Source organism: Streptomyces sp. NPDC088252 (assembly GCF_044740965.1).
Lineage (GTDB): Bacteria > Actinomycetota > Actinomycetes > Streptomycetales > Streptomycetaceae > Streptomyces.
In genome coordinates this window covers 51,752-67,304 of the sequence record NZ_JBIURS010000020.1, presented here as the reverse complement: position 1 = coordinate 67,304, position 15,553 = coordinate 51,752, and the positions used below count along the sequence as shown (strand labels likewise).

The 15,553-nt window shown below is 68.8% G+C and carries 13 protein-coding genes; 7 read left to right on the top strand and 6 right to left on the bottom strand.

Annotated elements, in window-relative coordinates:
• Positions 1–268: 268 nt before the first annotated feature.
• Both ACIOHC_RS32000 and ACIOHC_RS31995 read left to right on the top strand, forming a co-directional pair.
• Positions 269–3,574 (top strand): BTAD domain-containing putative transcriptional regulator, encoded by a 3,306-nt coding sequence (locus ACIOHC_RS32000; protein ID WP_401845024.1) that lies wholly within the window; start codon positions 269–271, stop codon positions 3,572–3,574.
• Positions 3,575–3,865: 291 nt separating this feature from the next.
• Positions 3,866–4,618 carry a hypothetical protein gene (locus ACIOHC_RS31995; protein WP_351081268.1) on the top strand — a complete coding sequence of 251 codons (753 nt, stop codon included), beginning with the start codon at positions 3,866–3,868 and terminating at the stop codon, positions 4,616–4,618.
• A gap of 214 nt (positions 4,619–4,832) precedes the next feature.
• Here ACIOHC_RS31995 and ACIOHC_RS31990 read toward each other — a convergent pair whose 3' ends face one another.
• Complete coding sequence (locus tag ACIOHC_RS31990) at positions 4,833–5,252, bottom strand: AraC family transcriptional regulator (RefSeq protein ID WP_365691917.1); 420 nt, start codon at positions 5,250–5,252, stop codon at positions 4,833–4,835.
• Between the two features lie 204 nt (positions 5,253–5,456).
• Complete coding sequence (locus ACIOHC_RS31985) at positions 5,457–5,867, bottom strand: VOC family protein (RefSeq protein WP_351081266.1); 411 nt, start codon at positions 5,865–5,867, stop codon at positions 5,457–5,459.
• A 1,243-nt stretch (positions 5,868–7,110) separates the two neighbouring features.
• Here ACIOHC_RS31985 and ACIOHC_RS31980 point away from each other — a divergent pair.
• Positions 7,111–7,320: a hypothetical protein gene (locus ACIOHC_RS31980; protein ID WP_401845021.1), complete on the top strand. Its 210-nt coding sequence runs from the start codon at positions 7,111–7,113 to the stop codon at positions 7,318–7,320.
• Between the two features lie 78 nt (positions 7,321–7,398).
• Here ACIOHC_RS31980 and ACIOHC_RS31975 read toward each other — a convergent pair whose 3' ends face one another.
• The 3 genes from ACIOHC_RS31975 to ACIOHC_RS31965 form a co-directional block, all read right to left on the bottom strand.
• On the bottom strand, positions 7,399–7,794 hold the full coding sequence (locus ACIOHC_RS31975) for a GNAT family N-acetyltransferase (protein WP_351081263.1): 396 nt from the start codon (positions 7,792–7,794) through the stop codon (positions 7,399–7,401).
• Positions 7,795–8,084: 290 nt separating this feature from the next.
• Positions 8,085–9,383 (bottom strand): nucleotidyl transferase AbiEii/AbiGii toxin family protein, encoded by a 1,299-nt coding sequence (locus tag ACIOHC_RS31970; protein ID WP_365691903.1) that lies wholly within the window; start codon positions 9,381–9,383, stop codon positions 8,085–8,087.
• Positions 9,380–10,201 carry a hypothetical protein gene (locus ACIOHC_RS31965; protein WP_351081259.1) on the bottom strand — a complete coding sequence of 274 codons (822 nt, stop codon included), beginning with the start codon at positions 10,199–10,201 and terminating at the stop codon, positions 9,380–9,382. Before ACIOHC_RS31965 ends, ACIOHC_RS31970 begins: the two co-directional genes overlap by 4 nt.
• A gap of 537 nt (positions 10,202–10,738) precedes the next feature.
• On the opposite strand from ACIOHC_RS31965, the gene ACIOHC_RS31960 reads away from it, so the two are divergent.
• The 4 genes from ACIOHC_RS31960 (at position 10,739) to ACIOHC_RS31945 (ending at position 14,333) form a co-directional block, all read left to right on the top strand.
• Positions 10,739–11,668, top strand: coding sequence for an NAD(P)H-binding protein (locus ACIOHC_RS31960; RefSeq protein ID WP_401845018.1), 930 nt, complete (start codon positions 10,739–10,741; stop codon positions 11,666–11,668).
• A gap of 325 nt (positions 11,669–11,993) precedes the next feature.
• Entirely contained in the window at positions 11,994–12,998 is a 1,005-nt protein-coding gene (locus ACIOHC_RS31955) for a zinc-binding dehydrogenase (RefSeq protein ID WP_401845016.1), read from the top strand.
• A gap of 73 nt (positions 12,999–13,071) precedes the next feature.
• Positions 13,072–13,830 carry a hypothetical protein gene (locus ACIOHC_RS31950; protein ID WP_351081253.1) on the top strand — a complete coding sequence of 253 codons (759 nt, stop codon included), beginning with the start codon at positions 13,072–13,074 and terminating at the stop codon, positions 13,828–13,830.
• On the top strand, positions 13,827–14,333 hold the full coding sequence (locus tag ACIOHC_RS31945) for a DUF302 domain-containing protein (protein WP_401845015.1): 507 nt from the start codon (positions 13,827–13,829) through the stop codon (positions 14,331–14,333). Before ACIOHC_RS31950 ends, ACIOHC_RS31945 begins: the two co-directional genes overlap by 4 nt.
• A 308-nt stretch (positions 14,334–14,641) precedes the next feature.
• Here the strand turns inward: ACIOHC_RS31945 and ACIOHC_RS31940 are convergent, their stop codons facing one another.
• Entirely contained in the window at positions 14,642–15,268 is a 627-nt protein-coding gene (locus ACIOHC_RS31940) for a winged helix-turn-helix domain-containing protein (protein ID WP_401845083.1), read from the bottom strand.
• Between the last annotated feature and the right edge of the window lie 285 nt (positions 15,269–15,553).

The following is a 15,553-nucleotide window of genomic DNA, read 5'->3' as shown; positions in this document are numbered from 1 at the left end:
AGTGGGACCCACCCCGCCGTCAAGCACGCTCCCGGCAACGGGACCGGGTCCATGCCTGATCGACATCGGCATGCTGGCCCACCCGATCAACAGCTCTCCAACAGAACGCCAACCTCCCTTCATCCGGGGACGTCGGGGGCACGACCGGGAATGTGGGGGCACGACGAAACCCCACGTCAGTACGTCGACGCGGAGCTACGATGCAGCCCACGCGGACGGAGCGACGCGGTCCGGTGGCAGCCGGAAGAGCTCAACAAGGGGGAACAACGTGAGATTCGGACTCCTCGGCCCGCTGACGGTCCACGACGAGCACGGGACCGACCGGACACCGGGGTCCCTCAAGGCCCGGACCCTCCTGGCAGTCCTGTTGCTCACGCCGAACCGTGTCGTCTCCCACGACCGTCTCGAAACAGTCCTGTGGGGCGCGCGGCCACCGGCCACCGCCCGCGCTTCCCTGCACAACCATCTGAGCCGTCTGCGCCGCGCGTTGGGGGAGGAGGCTCGTGTCCAGGCCCCGCGTCATGGAATCCTCCTCCACGTCGGTGAGGGCGAGCTGGACGTCGATGTCTTCACCCGGAGGGTCGAGGCCGCTCGCGTTTCACGCCTGGAGAGCGACTGGGACAATGTGGCGCGCGAGGCCGAAGCCGCCCTCGGTCTCTGGCGCGGCACTCCTCTGAGCGACCTGCCCGCCGCCGCGGAGACGGCCTACGCCCACGTCGACGAGTGGCAGGAGGCCCGGCTACAGGCCCTGGAGTGGCGGAACCACGCGGAGCTGCAGCGCGGCCGGCACGACGGCCTTCTGCCCGAACTCCGCCGTCTGGCAGCCGAATTCCCTTTCCGGGAGTCCTTCCACACCCAGCTGATGCTCGCTCTCCACCGCACCGGACAGCAGGCCGGGGCCCTGGACGTGTACCACCGGCTGCGTCGCACCCTGGTCGACGACCTCGGTGTCGAGCCGGGGCCCGAAGCCCGCGCGGCCTACCAGCACATACTCGACGACTCCGGCCGCAGCACGCCCCAACCCCCGGCGGGAGGCACGCCCGTCACCCCGACCGTGCCGACGGAACTCCCGCGGGACATTGCGTCCTTCACCGGCCGTGACGACGAACTCCACCTGCTGACAGCCGCGGTACGCAGCCGCTCCGAGGGGCCCTCGGGCGTGATCAACATCCACGCCGTCGACGGCATGCCCGGTGTGGGCAAGACAGCGTTCGCCGTCCACGCGGCCCACCGTCTGCGCAAGGACTTCCCCGACGGCCAGATCTTCCTCCCGCTGCACGCACACACACCGGGCACGCCCCCCGTCGACCCGGCCGACGCCCTCACCACCCTGTTGCTCGCCCTCGGTGAGGACCCTCAGCGCATCCCGGGCGGCCTGGAGGCCCGCGCCGGTCTGTGGCGCAGCGATCTGGCCGACCGCCGCATGCTCATCCTGCTCGACGACGCCTGCAGCAGTGAACAGATCGAGCCTCTTCTGCCCGGCACCGGTTCCTCGCTCGTGCTGATAACCAGTCGCCGGAGGCTGACCGCCCTCGAGGACGTCGTGCCGCTCACCCTGGAAGTCCTGCAGCCCGAACGCGCGGTCCAACTGCTCGTCGCGAAGGCCGGACGAGCCGATCTCGACGCCGGTGACCTCCCGATCGCCGAACTCGGCCGACTGTGCGGCTACCTCCCTCTGGCTCTTCAGCTCACCGCCGCACGCCTGCGCCATCACCCCACCTGGACCGCTGCCGACATGGTGGCCGACCTGAGCGACCCGAAGGGACAACTGAGCGGCCTCTCCACCGAACACACCTCTGTCGCCGCCGCGTTTCAGCTCTCCTATCGAGACCTTCCGGCGGATCGCCAGAAGCTGTTCCGGCATCTCGGGATGCAGCCGGGCGTCGACGTCGACGCCTACGGGGCCGCTGCACTGCAGGACACCGGGGTGTCGGACGCCCGCCGCATGCTTGAGGAGATCGAGGAGCATCACCTCATCGAGGAAACGACCCGCGGCCGCTACCGCATGCACGACCTCGTCCGTGAGTACGCCCGTACGCTCGCGTGTGAGGCCGGAACCCATGCCGTACATGAGGCATTGGAGAGGCAGTTGGACTACTACCTCCACGCCGCGACCCGGGCCGCCCACTTCTTCAACCGCTACAACAGCCCCGAGCCGCGGTATGTGACCAGCCTGCAACCGGAGATCCCCGACATTCCCGATGCGGATCGCGCGACTGCCTGGATGCGCGCCGAGTACGCCAACCTCCAGGCGGCGGTCGAGTACGCGGCGCGCCACGGCCACCGCACTCACGCCGTGCATCTTCCCGCCGCGATGAAGGAGTTCCTGCGTACTCACGGGCACTGGAGCGAAGCCCTTGCCCTGCACGGGACCGCACTCGAATGCGCTCTCGCCGCCGGGGATCTGCTGGGGCAGGCGACGGCATTGCGGAACATGGCGGTGATCCATCGTGTGATGGGCCGGTACGAACAGTCCGAGGCGAACCTCGTGCAGGCGCTGGATCGCTTCGACGGTCTCCCGGACAGCCACGGCCAGGCCATCGCGTTCGGTGATCTGGCGAGTGTCCTTCGTGTGACCGGGAGATATGAGGAGGCCGACGACATGTATCAGCGGGCGCTGCGGCTCTTCCGTGACGTGGGCGACCCGCGCGGCATGGCTCATGTGCTCGTCGACATCGGCCATGTGCAGCAACTGACCGGGCGTTACGCCGAGGCCGCCGAGAGCCTCGAACGGGCGCTGGAGCTGCACGGTGCATCGGGAAACCGCCTCGGCCGGGCGAACGCCCTCACGGCTCTCGGTGATCTGCACAAGTCTGCCGGACGCTACACGGGGGCCATCGACGCCCATCGTGAGGCCCTCGTGAGCTATCGCGTCCTCGACAACCGCTACGGCGAGGGCAATGCCCTGGCCGACCTCGGTGACGTACTGCGGCTGAGGGGTGAGTACGAGGAGGCCGCGGAATGCATCGAGCAGGCGCTCGGTATGTTCCGCGCTTTGGGTGCCAGGCTCGGCCAGGCGAACGCCCTCATGTACCTCGGCCGGGTCAGGTTCAGCACGGGACGACTCGAAGCGGCCGAGAGCGACCTCGACGAAGCCCTCACCATTTGTCACGAACTCGGCAGTCGTATGGGACAGGCTCACGTCCTCATGCATCTGGCCGAGACGCAGTCGGCGAGCGGCGCCCACGGCATCGCGATGAAGAATGCTCGCGCGAGCGTGGACCTGTGCCGCGAGCTCAAGGACCGCGGGGGCGAGGCGGAAGCCCTCAACATCCTCGGCGCGGTCTGCCTGGCGGCCGACGGTGTCGCCTTCGCGTCCGAGGCCCGCGAGTGCCATGAGCGGGCACTCGAACTGGCACGTGCCATCGAGTCGCCGTACGACGAGATGCTCGCCCTCGAGGGGCTCGACCGGAGTCTGCGGGGGCAGGGCACGGCGGGCAACGGTTCCGACTGGCTGTCGCTCTCCCTCGTGATCGCCAGGCGACTGGACGTACCCGACGTCGACCGGATCCAGGCACGTCTGGGTTCGCGGTCGGGGAAGGCCTCGACCCCCTGTTCCGCCGGGACGGCATGAGTGATCTGCCCGGCGCCGTGACAACCTTGTCAACCAGCGCACCGGGCACGCGATTTCGCCACCGACCCGTTCGTGGGCCGATCGGACACGCAGATCTCATCGCCCGGGTGCCGGACAGGGGGGCGCCCCCAGCCGCGTGAGCGGCAGCCCGTGATCCCGAGGCCCTCCGAGCCCTTCCGCTGGAGAGCAACCGAACTGTATCGCCTGGATCTTGAGGCCGGACACGCCTGGTGTTTGACTTGCGCAGTGATGGAAGACGAGGGAGCAAACGCTTTCGAGGAGTTCGGCCCCGTGGTCAGCCGGCATGCGGTCGACCACCGGAAGCGGTGGGTGAACGCGGGCTGGGCCCTGCTCATAGCCGTCCCCAGCGGCTGGCTGGGCGTATGGGGCATATCCGCGACAGGCGACGGGTCGGCCGGCAGCAACAAGGCGATCGGGCTGTTGCTCGGTGTGGCGCTGGGCGCCGTGGGTGTGGCGGTGACCCAGATCGTCCGGGCGGTGCGCGGTGAGCCGGGGGAGTACTTCGAGGTGCGGGAGGGCGGGCTGGTCCACGGGTCCCGGCGCGGGGTGTCGGGCTGGTCCTGGGACCGTGTCACCTCGCTCCGCGTCGAGGGCGAATCCGTGAACGCCCTCGCAGCCCGGCTGGGGAATGGACACCGTTGCGTGATCGGCTTGGACGACGGCCGACGGCTCCGGGCGGACGGGATGGCCGAGCGTCCTGCTGAGCTGGGGCGTGCGCTGCTGACGCGGTGCCCGCATGTCGCTCTGGTCCCCAAGGTCCCCTGGTACGGCAGAGCGGGCGCCTGGCCGCTGGCCGGGGCGGTGGCGTGCGTGGCGGCCGTCGCCGCCATGTTCCTCTACATCGTCGCCCACCCGGACAAGGACCACCGGATCTCCATCGGCGACGGCATGACTGCGGTACAGAGCTCCGAACCGGGTATCAGCGAAGCGGGTTACGCCTTCCTGGCCCTCGGCATGCTGGTGTGCACCGTCACCGCTGTTGCCCTCGTCATCGCCTATGTGCGGGGCCGGGCGTATCGGTGAACCGGATGGTGGGCGGGGCCACGCCCGGTCGGCTGCCACCGGGATGTCGCGAGTCGGTGGGCTCGGCAGCCGACGGGTTCCGCTGCTGGTGGTGGCACGTGCTGTTCGGCCGGGACCCGACCGGGGGACCGGGCGGATCGAGCGCGCCCTGGTGACTGGTCGGTCGTGAGGCCGTCCGAGTGGAGGGTGACCGGGTTGGTGGACGCTGTGGTCGTCAAGCCGGTTGTGGCTCGGCGGTCGGTGCTGGTTGGTTCCTGACCGGTCTTGTCACTTGTTCTGCCACGCATGGCGGTACCCCTGCCGCGGTGCTCATTGCGCGCCGGCGGCAGGTGCTGGGTGGCATGCCGGTCAGGTCGGTGAAGCAGGTGCCGAAGATGCCCAGGGATGTGCGGCCTACCGCGAGGCAGACGTCGATGACGTTCAGGTCGCCGCGGCGCAGCAGCGCTTTCGCACGCTCGATGCGACGTGTCATCAGGTACGCGTGCGGTGACTCGCCGTAGGCCGGCCGGAACTGGCGGCTGAGGTGCCCGTCGGAAATGTTCGCGCCGCGGGCGAGCGTCTCGACGTTCAGTGGCTGCGCGTATTCACGGTCGATCCGGTCGCGGACGCGACGCAGTCGCTTGAGGTCGTTCAGGCGTTGTGCCGCCGTACGTGAGCGTCCCTACGAGAGATGACACATGAAGAGAGGTCCTCTTCGTCGATGTCCGTGAGCACCCGGGCCTGCACGGCGGGGTGAGTGGCGAGGTGCTCGGTGGCGGTGCACGGCCTGCTGGGGTGGGCGAGCCGATCGGGCAGGCCGAGGAGTTGCTCGGCGGTGAGGGAGGGGCCGTTGGGCGGCTCAGCGGAGTTCCTGGATGCGGACCAGGTTGCCCGCGGGGTCGCGGAAGGCGCAGTCGCGGATGCCATAGGGCTGTTCGGTCGGCTCCTGGACGACCTCGGCGTTGCCGGCCCGGACCCTTTCGAAGGTGCCGTCGAGGTCCCGGGTGGCCAGCAGGATCCAGCCGTAGGTGCCCTTGGCCATCATCTCGGTGATGGTGCGGCGCTCGTCCTCGGTGACCCCGGGGTCGACGGCCGGCGGTGCCAGGAGGATGGACGTGTCGGGCTGGCCGGCGGGGCCGACCGTGATCCAGCGCATCTTGCCCTGTCCGACATCGCTGCGGACCTCGAAGCCGAGGACGTCGCGGTAGAAGGTCAGGGACGCGTCCGGGTCGTCGTGCGGAAGAACGCTCGTGTGAATGGTGATGTCCATGGAGATCATGCTAGGTGCGACTTCGTGACCCGCGCTTCTCGATTCCTGATCGAGGCGGCCACCTGGTCCGCCTCCTCCGGTCGCCTCTCCGTGCTCGGCCGCGGCGTCCGGTTCTTCGGCATGTGCCCGGACATGCCTCTCCCGCGCCACTGGCACCGGCCCCGACGGCAGGCCCGGCCGGTCCGGCTCGGGGCAGCCCTGTCGGCGTCCGGCCCCAGCACACCGCGGAAGGCCCCGGACATCGGTTCGGCCCGAGGCCTTCCGCGCGCCGCTGGTTCTTCCTGTGTGTCACGCACGCGAGCACGCGGGCCGCCGCACGGCCTGCCGAACGGGCGGCGCGCGGGAGCCCGCGAGCCAACGGTCGGGCGTGCGTGATTCCGGGGCAGGGCGGGGCGGTCGCGGTGCGACGGAGTCAGCCTGTGCAGAACGGCATGGCGTGAGCGCGTCCCAGCGACCGTTGCGCCATTCGATGGGGCGCGTGGTCGGATTTGGTGGCGCACATCGCACAGCTGAACGCACCTGGTGCTCGGTCTGCCGCGGCGCGACCAGGCCCCGGTGCCCTTGCTGTGAGCCGCGAACCGAGGCCATCATCGGACGCGCCGGACGAGCCTCGCAGGCTCAGCCACGCCAGGGCGGCCATTGCCGTGATCACCAACGCGGCCGGAACGTCGGCCCAGCTTGCTGACGCTGTCAACACCCGGCATCAGGCCGCTGGCCGACTCTTCTGAACGTTCCGCCGCACCGCCCTATAGCCCTGTTCCCCGTGGACTTCGGGCTGGCTGCCGAATCGCCCCACTGACATCGCGCGCGGGTCCCGTCACGCTCGGCGCGTCGTCGCTGCTGTGGGTGGCGCCGACCCTCATGTCTCCGTCGCTGATCGTCGTCATCACTGCTGGACGCCATGACTTCTCGGCCTTCCGTGGCCGAGCAGAGGCTGGTTCTGTCCGAGTGGTGGCGGTGCACACCCCATCTGGGCTTTCGCCGCAACTCGCGGTGCAGCGGGCAGTCACTGCCTGGAAGTTCAGCGGGGCTGCCAGGACAGATCCCGGGCCTCGGCGGTGATCTGCCCCGCTGCCGCGGTTTGCGGACCACCGATCTGTCGTACAGGCGTGTGAGTTGCGGAATTCTGTTGCCGTGGCGAATGCGGAACCGGAGAATGCCGCACCGAGGTACATGTGATCTATCAAGGATGACGAGTGACTGAGAGCGACGAGCAGCGCCAGACCCTGACCAATCGGCAGGGGTGCCGGTCCTGACCTATCTGCAGGGTGTTCGCGAGGGGCACCCGTGGGCGGACCTGGCCGAAGTGATCGGCCCCGACCCCGTGGACACCATCGTCTTCAGCATGTCCGGATGGGCGGTCTCGGGATCTGTGGAGCTCGGCGAGCACCTGCTGCGCCGTGGTGCACTACAGGCAAACTTCTGTGGCGAGGCCACGCTCCGTGACAGCTGAGGTCGGGCGGAGTTCGTAGTGGAGGCCGTTATTCTGCGCCTGGTCGTGTGCAGCAGACCGAGAGCCGGTGTTGCCGCGCTACAGAGCGATCAGTCCGGCTGTCGTCGATTTGAAGCCACAGGCATCGAAATAGAACGGACGCAGGTGGTCCTCGAAGTCGACGTGAAGCCACGCGCACTTCGCGGCACGGGCTTCGTCCGCTGCGATCGCAATGAGCCCGGCGCCGATTCCTTTTGCCCGGCGATGCTGAGCGACCACCGTGTCCAGGATGAAAGCATGGGCTCCGCCGTCCCAGACAACGTTGACGAAGCCGATCAAGGCGCCGCCTTCCCAGGCGCAGACCCAGCCGAGGCTGTGGCGTTCGAGTCGCGCCCGCCAGTCGGTCCGAGCAACCGGGTGACCGAAGCCGTCGGCGTGCAGCGCGTTGAGGGAAGTGTTGTCGAAGTCGCCCCGCCACACGTAGTTGATCGCCACGCCCGATCGTAAGTCCCGGCCGAGCCCGGCGTCGACACGATTGTGGAACCGGGAGAGCCTGGCTGCGGAGAGGCTGGAATCCTGCGCGGCCGAACAGCCGGCGCTTGAGCATCTTGATCCGGTTGACGTGGCCTCCGACCACTCCTGAGTTCGGAGCGGCGGAGGATCCGTCCGGCGACAGCCCTGGCGGATGGTGGATGTGTGGTCATGGGCATCGTCTTGAAGCCCGTCGGCTACACGGAACTCGCAGCCCTGGGCGTGAGCCAGGAACACCTCCGGTGCCCCCCTCATCAATTCTTGCGCACTTGGTCGAAGGAGAGGTCGACCGTGGTCTCCCGGTGGAACGCATGGACCAGAACCCTGACCCTTTTCGAGTGGGGACTGACCTCGTCGACAGTCGCCTGGAGAGTGGCGAAGGGACCACCGCTGATTGTCACCGAATCACCGACCTCAAGGTCGGCGATTGTCACCGAATCACCGACCTCGAGGTCGGCCGTTGTGGGTACCGCCGCCGCGAACATCGAAGTCAGTGCCGCGGACAGGCGGGACGACCATTCCTCCGCGCTCCCCTGCACCCAGGGATACTCGGTTTGGAACTGTGCCCATGCCATGGGCCATTGGCGTACCCGGTCCGGGTCGAGCCCATTGGCGTCGGTGCAGCCGTAACCGCTGGACAAGACGTCTTCAAGGAGGCTCGTGGACAGCCTGGTACGGCGGTCCTCGGCCAGGAGGACGGCGTCGTAGAGGTCCTTGCCCTGGGCGCCGCCGTCCTCCTCGGACTCGACTTGCAGCCAGAGGATCTTCCAGGCAAGCGACAGTTCCCGGCTGGCCGTCTGGACCACGACGGGTGGTTCGCCGCAGCCGACCGGCAAGGCCGCCAACTCCGGCGGATCGGAGAACGTGTCGTCGGTAGCGAAGTCCACGCGTATCCGGCCGGGCGGCAACCCGGATGCCCGCCAGGGCACTTCCAGCCGCACCCCCGGCCCGTGGTAGGACCATCCTCCGTCGCTCGACTCCGCGTACGCCTGACCGGCGTCGAGCAGCACGCCGCCCGGTGCCTCGGGCCGTTGCCTGATCCGCTCAAGCAGGTCCCCGTACAAGGATTCGGCTTCCCCATCCGCCGAGGCGGCCTCCAGCAGCCGCTTCAGGTCCGACGACGGATGCCTCGCATCCCAGGTCCCCTGAATGCCGTGCGCATCGTCAGCGGGCTCCAGCGCGTCCACCACGGCGGGCCAGGTGCGGGTCAGGTCGATGAGGTTTCCGTACTGCCAGCCCGTGTTGAGCATGTCGCGAACCACCACCCAGTCGAGATCAGCCGGCTCCCGGGCCCGCTCGCCGACCCATGCCTGTAGCGGCAGGCTGCCCCGCAGTACCAGACTGTCGCTCCACCAGGATCCGGCGATCAGAGCGAGCACGTGATCGATCGCCGCCCGGCGGGCGGTCCGCCAGCGCACGGCCTGCGCCGGGTCCGCGAACTCCGGCTCCCCTGCCCGTGATCGACGGTCGAACTCCTCGGACGGAGATTCCCAGCCCCCGATCGCCTCCTTCGGTGCCGGGGGAGTCGGACGGTTCCGATTGCTCTTCGTCACGCGGCACCGCTCCCGTCCGCGACCATCCAGCCTTCGTCCATGACGAGGTTGTCGTCGTGCACCACGAACTCCTCCTCGACCTCCACGGCCACGAACCCCGCGTCGGCGAGCGATGCCAGCAGGGCGTCCAGTCGCGCGCGAGCAGCAGGACGGCCGACCGGTCGACAGCGTTGCGTGACAAAGCGCTCGTGGCGGCCCCCGCTGAGCGGACGGCGGGCATTGCGGGAGACGTGCGCCGCGTGGGGCTCGCACAGCGCCCGCACCGCTGTCACCTGATCGACATCGGTCAGCGCCAGCTTCACATGATGCTCGAAGTAGCACTGCCGCGGGAGCGCCGCGGCCTCTCGGGTTGTCTGCGGGACGTCCTTGTTCCATGGTGCCGCCTCGATCTTCACGCGTGCGACCTCGAAGCCCTCACTGCGCAGTTGTTCCACGCGCCTTCCGGCAGTGGCCCGTTGCAGGGCCAGAGTCCCACGGCCGGTGGTGGTGAGCATCGGTTGGTCCGGCGTCTTCCCTCTATCCAGGACGATTCGGGAGTACTTCATCCCGTTGTGCTCCGCGAGGCGAAGCAACGACGCTTCTTCTCCGTCACGCAGACGCACCGTCAAGTGGGTCTCGAAGTCCCCGGTGAAGTGCTTCTCCTCGGCCCCGGTGTCGAGTCCGTCGGCGACGAATGGGGAGCGGGTTCTCCGGCACGCGGCTGCCCCCCTCCGCGGCCCGGGCTCCAACGGCACCATCGGGAGCCCGGGATCCGACAACCACTCATGCGCAGCCGTGGGTTCGGCCCGCAGGCCGTCGTTCCGCAGATCATCAGACATGGCCGGCACAGTAGACGGCCCCACTGACAACGGCCCCGGCTTCCCTCGCTGCCGGGCAGGTCCACAAGGCCCTCGCCTCGATCGCAGAGCAGGAAGCGAACACAGCATCACGAACGTAAACCGTCACAACTCAAGGCGCCACCCGGGTCCGTGCCTGCTGACCCGCCGCAATCCCCGGCCCCGCACCGGCGCGAAGCCGACGGCGCCCGCAGCCCATATGCCCCCCGACAACCACTGGGGGGGACATCACGCCGGCCCTGCGGCTGCACGGCGACGGAACGACGTCCTCCGTCGGCTGTGATGATCCCTCCGAGGCGCATGCCGGGAAGATCCGCGGCGACGAGCAGGTTGCCGATGTCGGCGGCCTCGTCCGCGAAGCGGTTGCGCACAGCCGAGGCGGCTGCGGGTCGGCTGCCTGCGACAGCTCCGGGACGCCCCTGTCGTACGTCCCGTCGCCGACAGCCGACTGTTGTCGCAGCGCCTACGGCTCGGCGGGCTCCGGTTGCGCCCTGGTCGTACGCGTCACAAGCTGCACCTATGGACCGCACCCCGGAAGCCAGTGTGCTACCCATTCTGGTGACAGGCGCGGCGGGCAGTGTCGGCGGCGTCGGGCGCTCCGTGGTCGAAGGTCTTCGGCGTCGGGGCCTGCCCGTCCGAGCCATGGTGCACCGCGATGACGAGCGGGCGGAGGCGCTGCGCGCGACGGGCGCCGAGACCGTGGTCGGAGACCTGACGCGCGCGGGCGACGTCGCCGACGCCCTGGCCGGTTGTGGACGTATGTACTTCGGCATGGGCGTGTCGGCGCAGTATCTGGAGGCTGCCGTGACGGTGGCGACCGTCACGCATGCGTACGGGTCCCTGGAAGTGTTCGTGAACATGTCGCAGCTGACTGTCTCCGAGATGCGCCTCACCAGCATCTCCGAGTCCGCGCAGCAGCGGCAGCAGTGGCTGGTGGAGCAGGTCCTCGGCTGGTCGGGCCTGCCCGTCGTCCAGGTCAGGCCCACCGTGTTCATGGAGAACCCGCTGTTCCGTGTGGGCTTTTCCTCGATCGCGAAGTTCGGAAGCATCAGGCTGCCCTTCGGCCGGGCGAAGACCTCCCCTGTGGCGGCCCGGGATGTCGCCGCGGTCGTGGAGGAGATCCTGGCCGATCCTGCCCCGCACGTCGGCCGGATCTATGAGCTGACCGGACCCCGGTCGGAGGATGTCGCCGCCATGGCGGCGGAGGTCTCCGCGGCCCTGGGCCGACAGGTCGGTTACATCGACGTCCCCTTGCAGGAATGGATCGACGACGATCTCAGGCCGTTGGGGCTGCCCGACCACGTCTTCCAGCACATCTCCACCATGGCTCGCCTTCACGCGGAGAATCGGTACGACCGCAAGGCGGACGGGGTCGAGCAGGTCACCGGGCGGCCTCCTTCGGGAGTGGCCGATTACGTCCGCGAGAACCCCGGCCTGTTCAGCCCCTGAAGCCACCTCCTCGTCGTTCGTTGTCGAGCATGACACGGGCTGACCGTCGGAGGCGCCGACGGGCCGTCGCGCACGGGGCCGGCCGCCACACGGACACCGGATCGAGTTCTCACGCCGACACCGCCCCCGAAAGGACCCGGCCCGTGAGTGACGAACTGCTTGACCTGGCAATCACCACGAACCGACCGCAAGGACCGCCCGTACAGCGCGGGCCGTGTGCGCTACGAAACCCGTGTTCCGCAGTGCACTCGGCGGAGCGCAACCGCAGGACGTCGGTCGATGCCGGGGCCAGGACCCACACGTACCAGCGCGCAGGAGAAGAACCATGAACCGTCGTGTTGTCTACGCCCGAGGAGGGTTGCCTGCCGACGTCCTGACCGTGATCGAGGAGTCGGAGTCGGCAGCACCAGGGCACGGTCAGGTCCTCATCCGCACCACGGTCTTCTCGATACACCCCGGTGATCTCCAGGCCATCGAAGCCTACCCGGGGAAGGCCGCACAGCCGGTTCCGGCCGGCCTGGAGGCCACCGGCGTGGTGGAGGCGATCGGCAGCGGAGCGCGCTTGGCCCCGGGGGTCGAGGTCGGTGGCCGCGTAGCGGTGTTCCCCCAGCCGGGGGCGTGGTCCCAGTGGATCACGGCGGATGCCGAGACGGTCGTCGCCGTACCGGACGAGTTGCCGGACGAGGTCGCCGCGCAGATGCTCGCGAACCCGCTCACCGCGGTGATGCTGCGCCGTGAGGCGCAGGAGCATCCGGCCTTCGGATACGACGGTCTTGTGGTGCAGACCGCCGCGGGCTCGTCGGTCGGGCGGCTGGTGACAGGCATATGTCGATTTCACAACCTGGGACTGGTCAACGTCGTCCGCAGCGACCGCGGGGCTGCGGAGCTGCGCAAGCGGTTCCCGGACGTGCCGGTCGTATCGACAGAGGATCCGGGCTGGGCCGAGGAGGTCCGCAAGGCAGCCGGCGGCCGCCCGGTCGGTGTGGCCCTCGACCCGATCGGCGGGAGGCTGGCAGAGAGCCTTCTGGACCTGTTGACGCCGGGCGGGAAGCTCGTCAGTTACGGGCAGATCGCCGAAGAGACGATCTCGGTGCATGCGTCGACACTGCTCAACAAATCGTTGACGCTGCGGGGCAAGAACATCGGCCGGTGGCTGTCCGAGGCATCCGCCGAGAGGAGGGCATCCGACGTCGCCACCGCGAAGCAGATCGCGCTGGAGCTCAAGGACCAGTTCGAGGTGGCCGCCACGTACGGCCTCGGTGAGCTGGCCGACGCCGTGGAGCACGCGGTACGGCCCGGCAAGGTCGGCCTCGTTCTCGTCCGCCCCTGATGGCCGCCGGAAGGTCTGGTGGTTCCCGGATTCGGTGACCGGCATACACATCGCGACGGAAAGTACCCGGCTCATGAGTGACGAACTCCTCGATCTGGCAATCGCCACCGCCGGCGGCCAAGAGTCCTGGGACACCCTGCGTGGCCTGCACGTCGACATCTCCATCGGCGGCCCGATCTGGGCGATGAAGGGCTGGCCGCCGGACAGGACGTTCGACCAGATCCTGACGCTGGACACGGTCAGAGAGCACATCGTGTTCACCCCGTTCACCCGCCCCGACCAGCGGATGGTCTTCGACGCCGCCGCCGACAGCGTCACCATGCAGACCCTCGACGGCGAACCGGTCGAGACCCTCGCCCCCGCACGCGCCGGCTTCAAGGGAATGCTCCGCAACAGCGCCTGGGACGCTCCACATCTCGGTTACTTCCTGGGCTACGCGTGCTGGAACTACTTCACAACACCGTTCCTCTTCACCCATCCGGACGTGCGGGTCCACGAGATCGAACCGTGGCGCGAGGCCGGGCAGACCTGGCGACGCCTGCAGGTGCGTTTCCCGCCCGAGATCGCCACACACAACCCCGACCAAGTGTTCTACTTCGACGCCCTCGGAGTGCAGCGCCGCATGGACTACATCACCGAAGTCAACGGCAGCACACTCGTCGGCCACTACACCAGCCGCCACAAGAGCTTCGACGGTCTGCTCGTGGCCACGCGCCGACGAGTCTTCCGTCGCAACCCCGACAACAGCGTCAACCTCAACCTCCCCGCCATCACGCTCGACATCCACGACGTCGAACTCGTTCACTCCGGCGACGAACAGGCACAACCATGACCACGGAAACCGCCGTCATCGACCACCCCGCCCGGCGGCTCGTCGTGGCGCTCCCGCGCTCCTACGACGCAGCCCGCGAGCACTACGAAACCCTTGTCCCCGAGGTCGATCTCGACCGCTTCTTCCAGATGGCCTCCTGGCAGGCCACGCTCGAGCTGGCCGAGATCAACGCCCCGCATGGGTTCATGCGCTACTTCCGCAGCGACATCACCGCCGTCATGGCGGGATCACCATCCCTCTGGAAGGCCACGCAGTACCTGATGGGCAACCACACCATCGCCGAACGCATGTTCCGCCACGACCCTTCGGTCATGCTGCACGCACCGCTTCGGACCCTGCTCTACGCGGACCCCGACGGCGACACGAAGCTCGCCGTCGAACAGCCCAGCCTCCAGTTCGCCGACTACGGCAACCCGGGGATCGCCGACGTCGGCCGCGAACTCGACGCCCTCCTCGCCCAGCTGATCGCTCTCCTCGGTGGTGACGTACCTCCCCAACTGTGACTCCACAGGGCGGCGTTCGACCGGTACCGCCTTGCGCCACTTCGCCCTGGGCGGTAGGGACCACGCCGGTCACATGGAGCAGAGCAGTATGATCCGCCGCTGCGTCGTCCGGCGGAACAAACACGCCCGGGACGAGTGCCTGCGTGAAGTCGTCAGCAGGGCGAACGTTGCCTGACCGGGCGGTCTTCGAGGCCGTCACACGTTGAAGTGAGGCTTCTCAGCGCCTGGGACAGGGGGACGGGTATGCGCCACGAGGATGCGGGTCCGGGCGTCGTATGTCCGCCGCGTCTGCGACGACCGCCGAAGGATCAGAGGTCAGCCGGCGGCAGGCCGAGGTGGTCGTGCCATGCCCGTCGGCCGGCGGGGGTCACGGTGAGGGCACGGGTCGTGCCGATCCGTGTGATCCATCCGGCCGTGAGTGCGTGGGCGCACAGGGCGGCACCCACCGCGCCGGCCAGGTGGGGGCGGTGCTCGGTCCGGTCCAGGCACGCGCGCACCAGCGGGCGACGCGATCCGCTCGGCACCGTGATACCGATCTCGGCCAGCCAGACCGCGCCCTCACCGGTCAGTCCCGGCTCGGGTCCCCACTCCAGCGGGCCGCGCTCGACCATCGCGTCGGTGATCGCCAGCGCGACGGCTCCGGCCAGGTGGTCGTAACACAGCCGCGCACGGGCCAGTGCCTGCTGACGGCCAGAGGCCGCCAGCGAGCTCGGTCGGGCAGCTTGCTGTGGGGCCAGCGCGGCGAGACTCTCGATCAAGTCGATCACCGTGCGGTCGGCCACCCGAAGGTAACGGTGGCGTCCGTGCCGCTCCTCGACGAGGACTCCGCCGCCGACGAGCAGGTTCAGATGCGACGTCGCGGTCGACGGCGCGACCCCGGCATTTCGTGCGAGCTCGGTCGCGGTCCACGCCCGGCCGTCGCTGGGCAGGGAGATCCTTCGGCGGGCCGAGGGCGAGGCCCGCGCCCGCGGCTGCCGCGCGGCCGTGCTCTGCACGATCACCTTCCAGGCCCCCGGCTTCTATCGGAAACAGGGGTGGAAGCGCCTGGGGGAGGTCCCCTGTGATCCGCCGGGCACCAGCCGTGTGTTCATGACCAAAGAGCTCGCCGTACAGACAGGCAGCCGAGTTCGAACAGGCGACGGGGGAACGTTGCCTGACGCGGGACTGGACGAGTCATTCCGATGCTGACGGTGTGTTTGGTGAGGCCGCTTCAGTTGGCA

Excerpts from the sequence above, each read along its gene's own strand:
- ACIOHC_RS31955 (WP_401845016.1), top strand. The coding sequence starts at position 11,994 with ATGAACCGTCGTGTTGTCTACGCCCGAGGAGGGTTGCCTGCCGACGTC.
- ACIOHC_RS31985 (WP_351081266.1), bottom strand. The coding sequence starts at position 5,867 with ATGGACATCACCATTCACACGAGCGTTCTTCCGCACGACGACCCGGAC.
- ACIOHC_RS31945 (WP_401845015.1), top strand. The coding sequence starts at position 13,827 with ATGACCACGGAAACCGCCGTCATCGACCACCCCGCCCGGCGGCTCGTC.
- ACIOHC_RS31960 (WP_401845018.1), top strand. The coding sequence starts at position 10,739 with ATGGACCGCACCCCGGAAGCCAGTGTGCTACCCATTCTGGTGACAGGC.
- ACIOHC_RS31965 (WP_351081259.1), bottom strand. The coding sequence starts at position 10,201 with ATGTCTGATGATCTGCGGAACGACGGCCTGCGGGCCGAACCCACGGCT.
- ACIOHC_RS31950 (WP_351081253.1), top strand. The coding sequence starts at position 13,072 with ATGAGTGACGAACTCCTCGATCTGGCAATCGCCACCGCCGGCGGCCAA.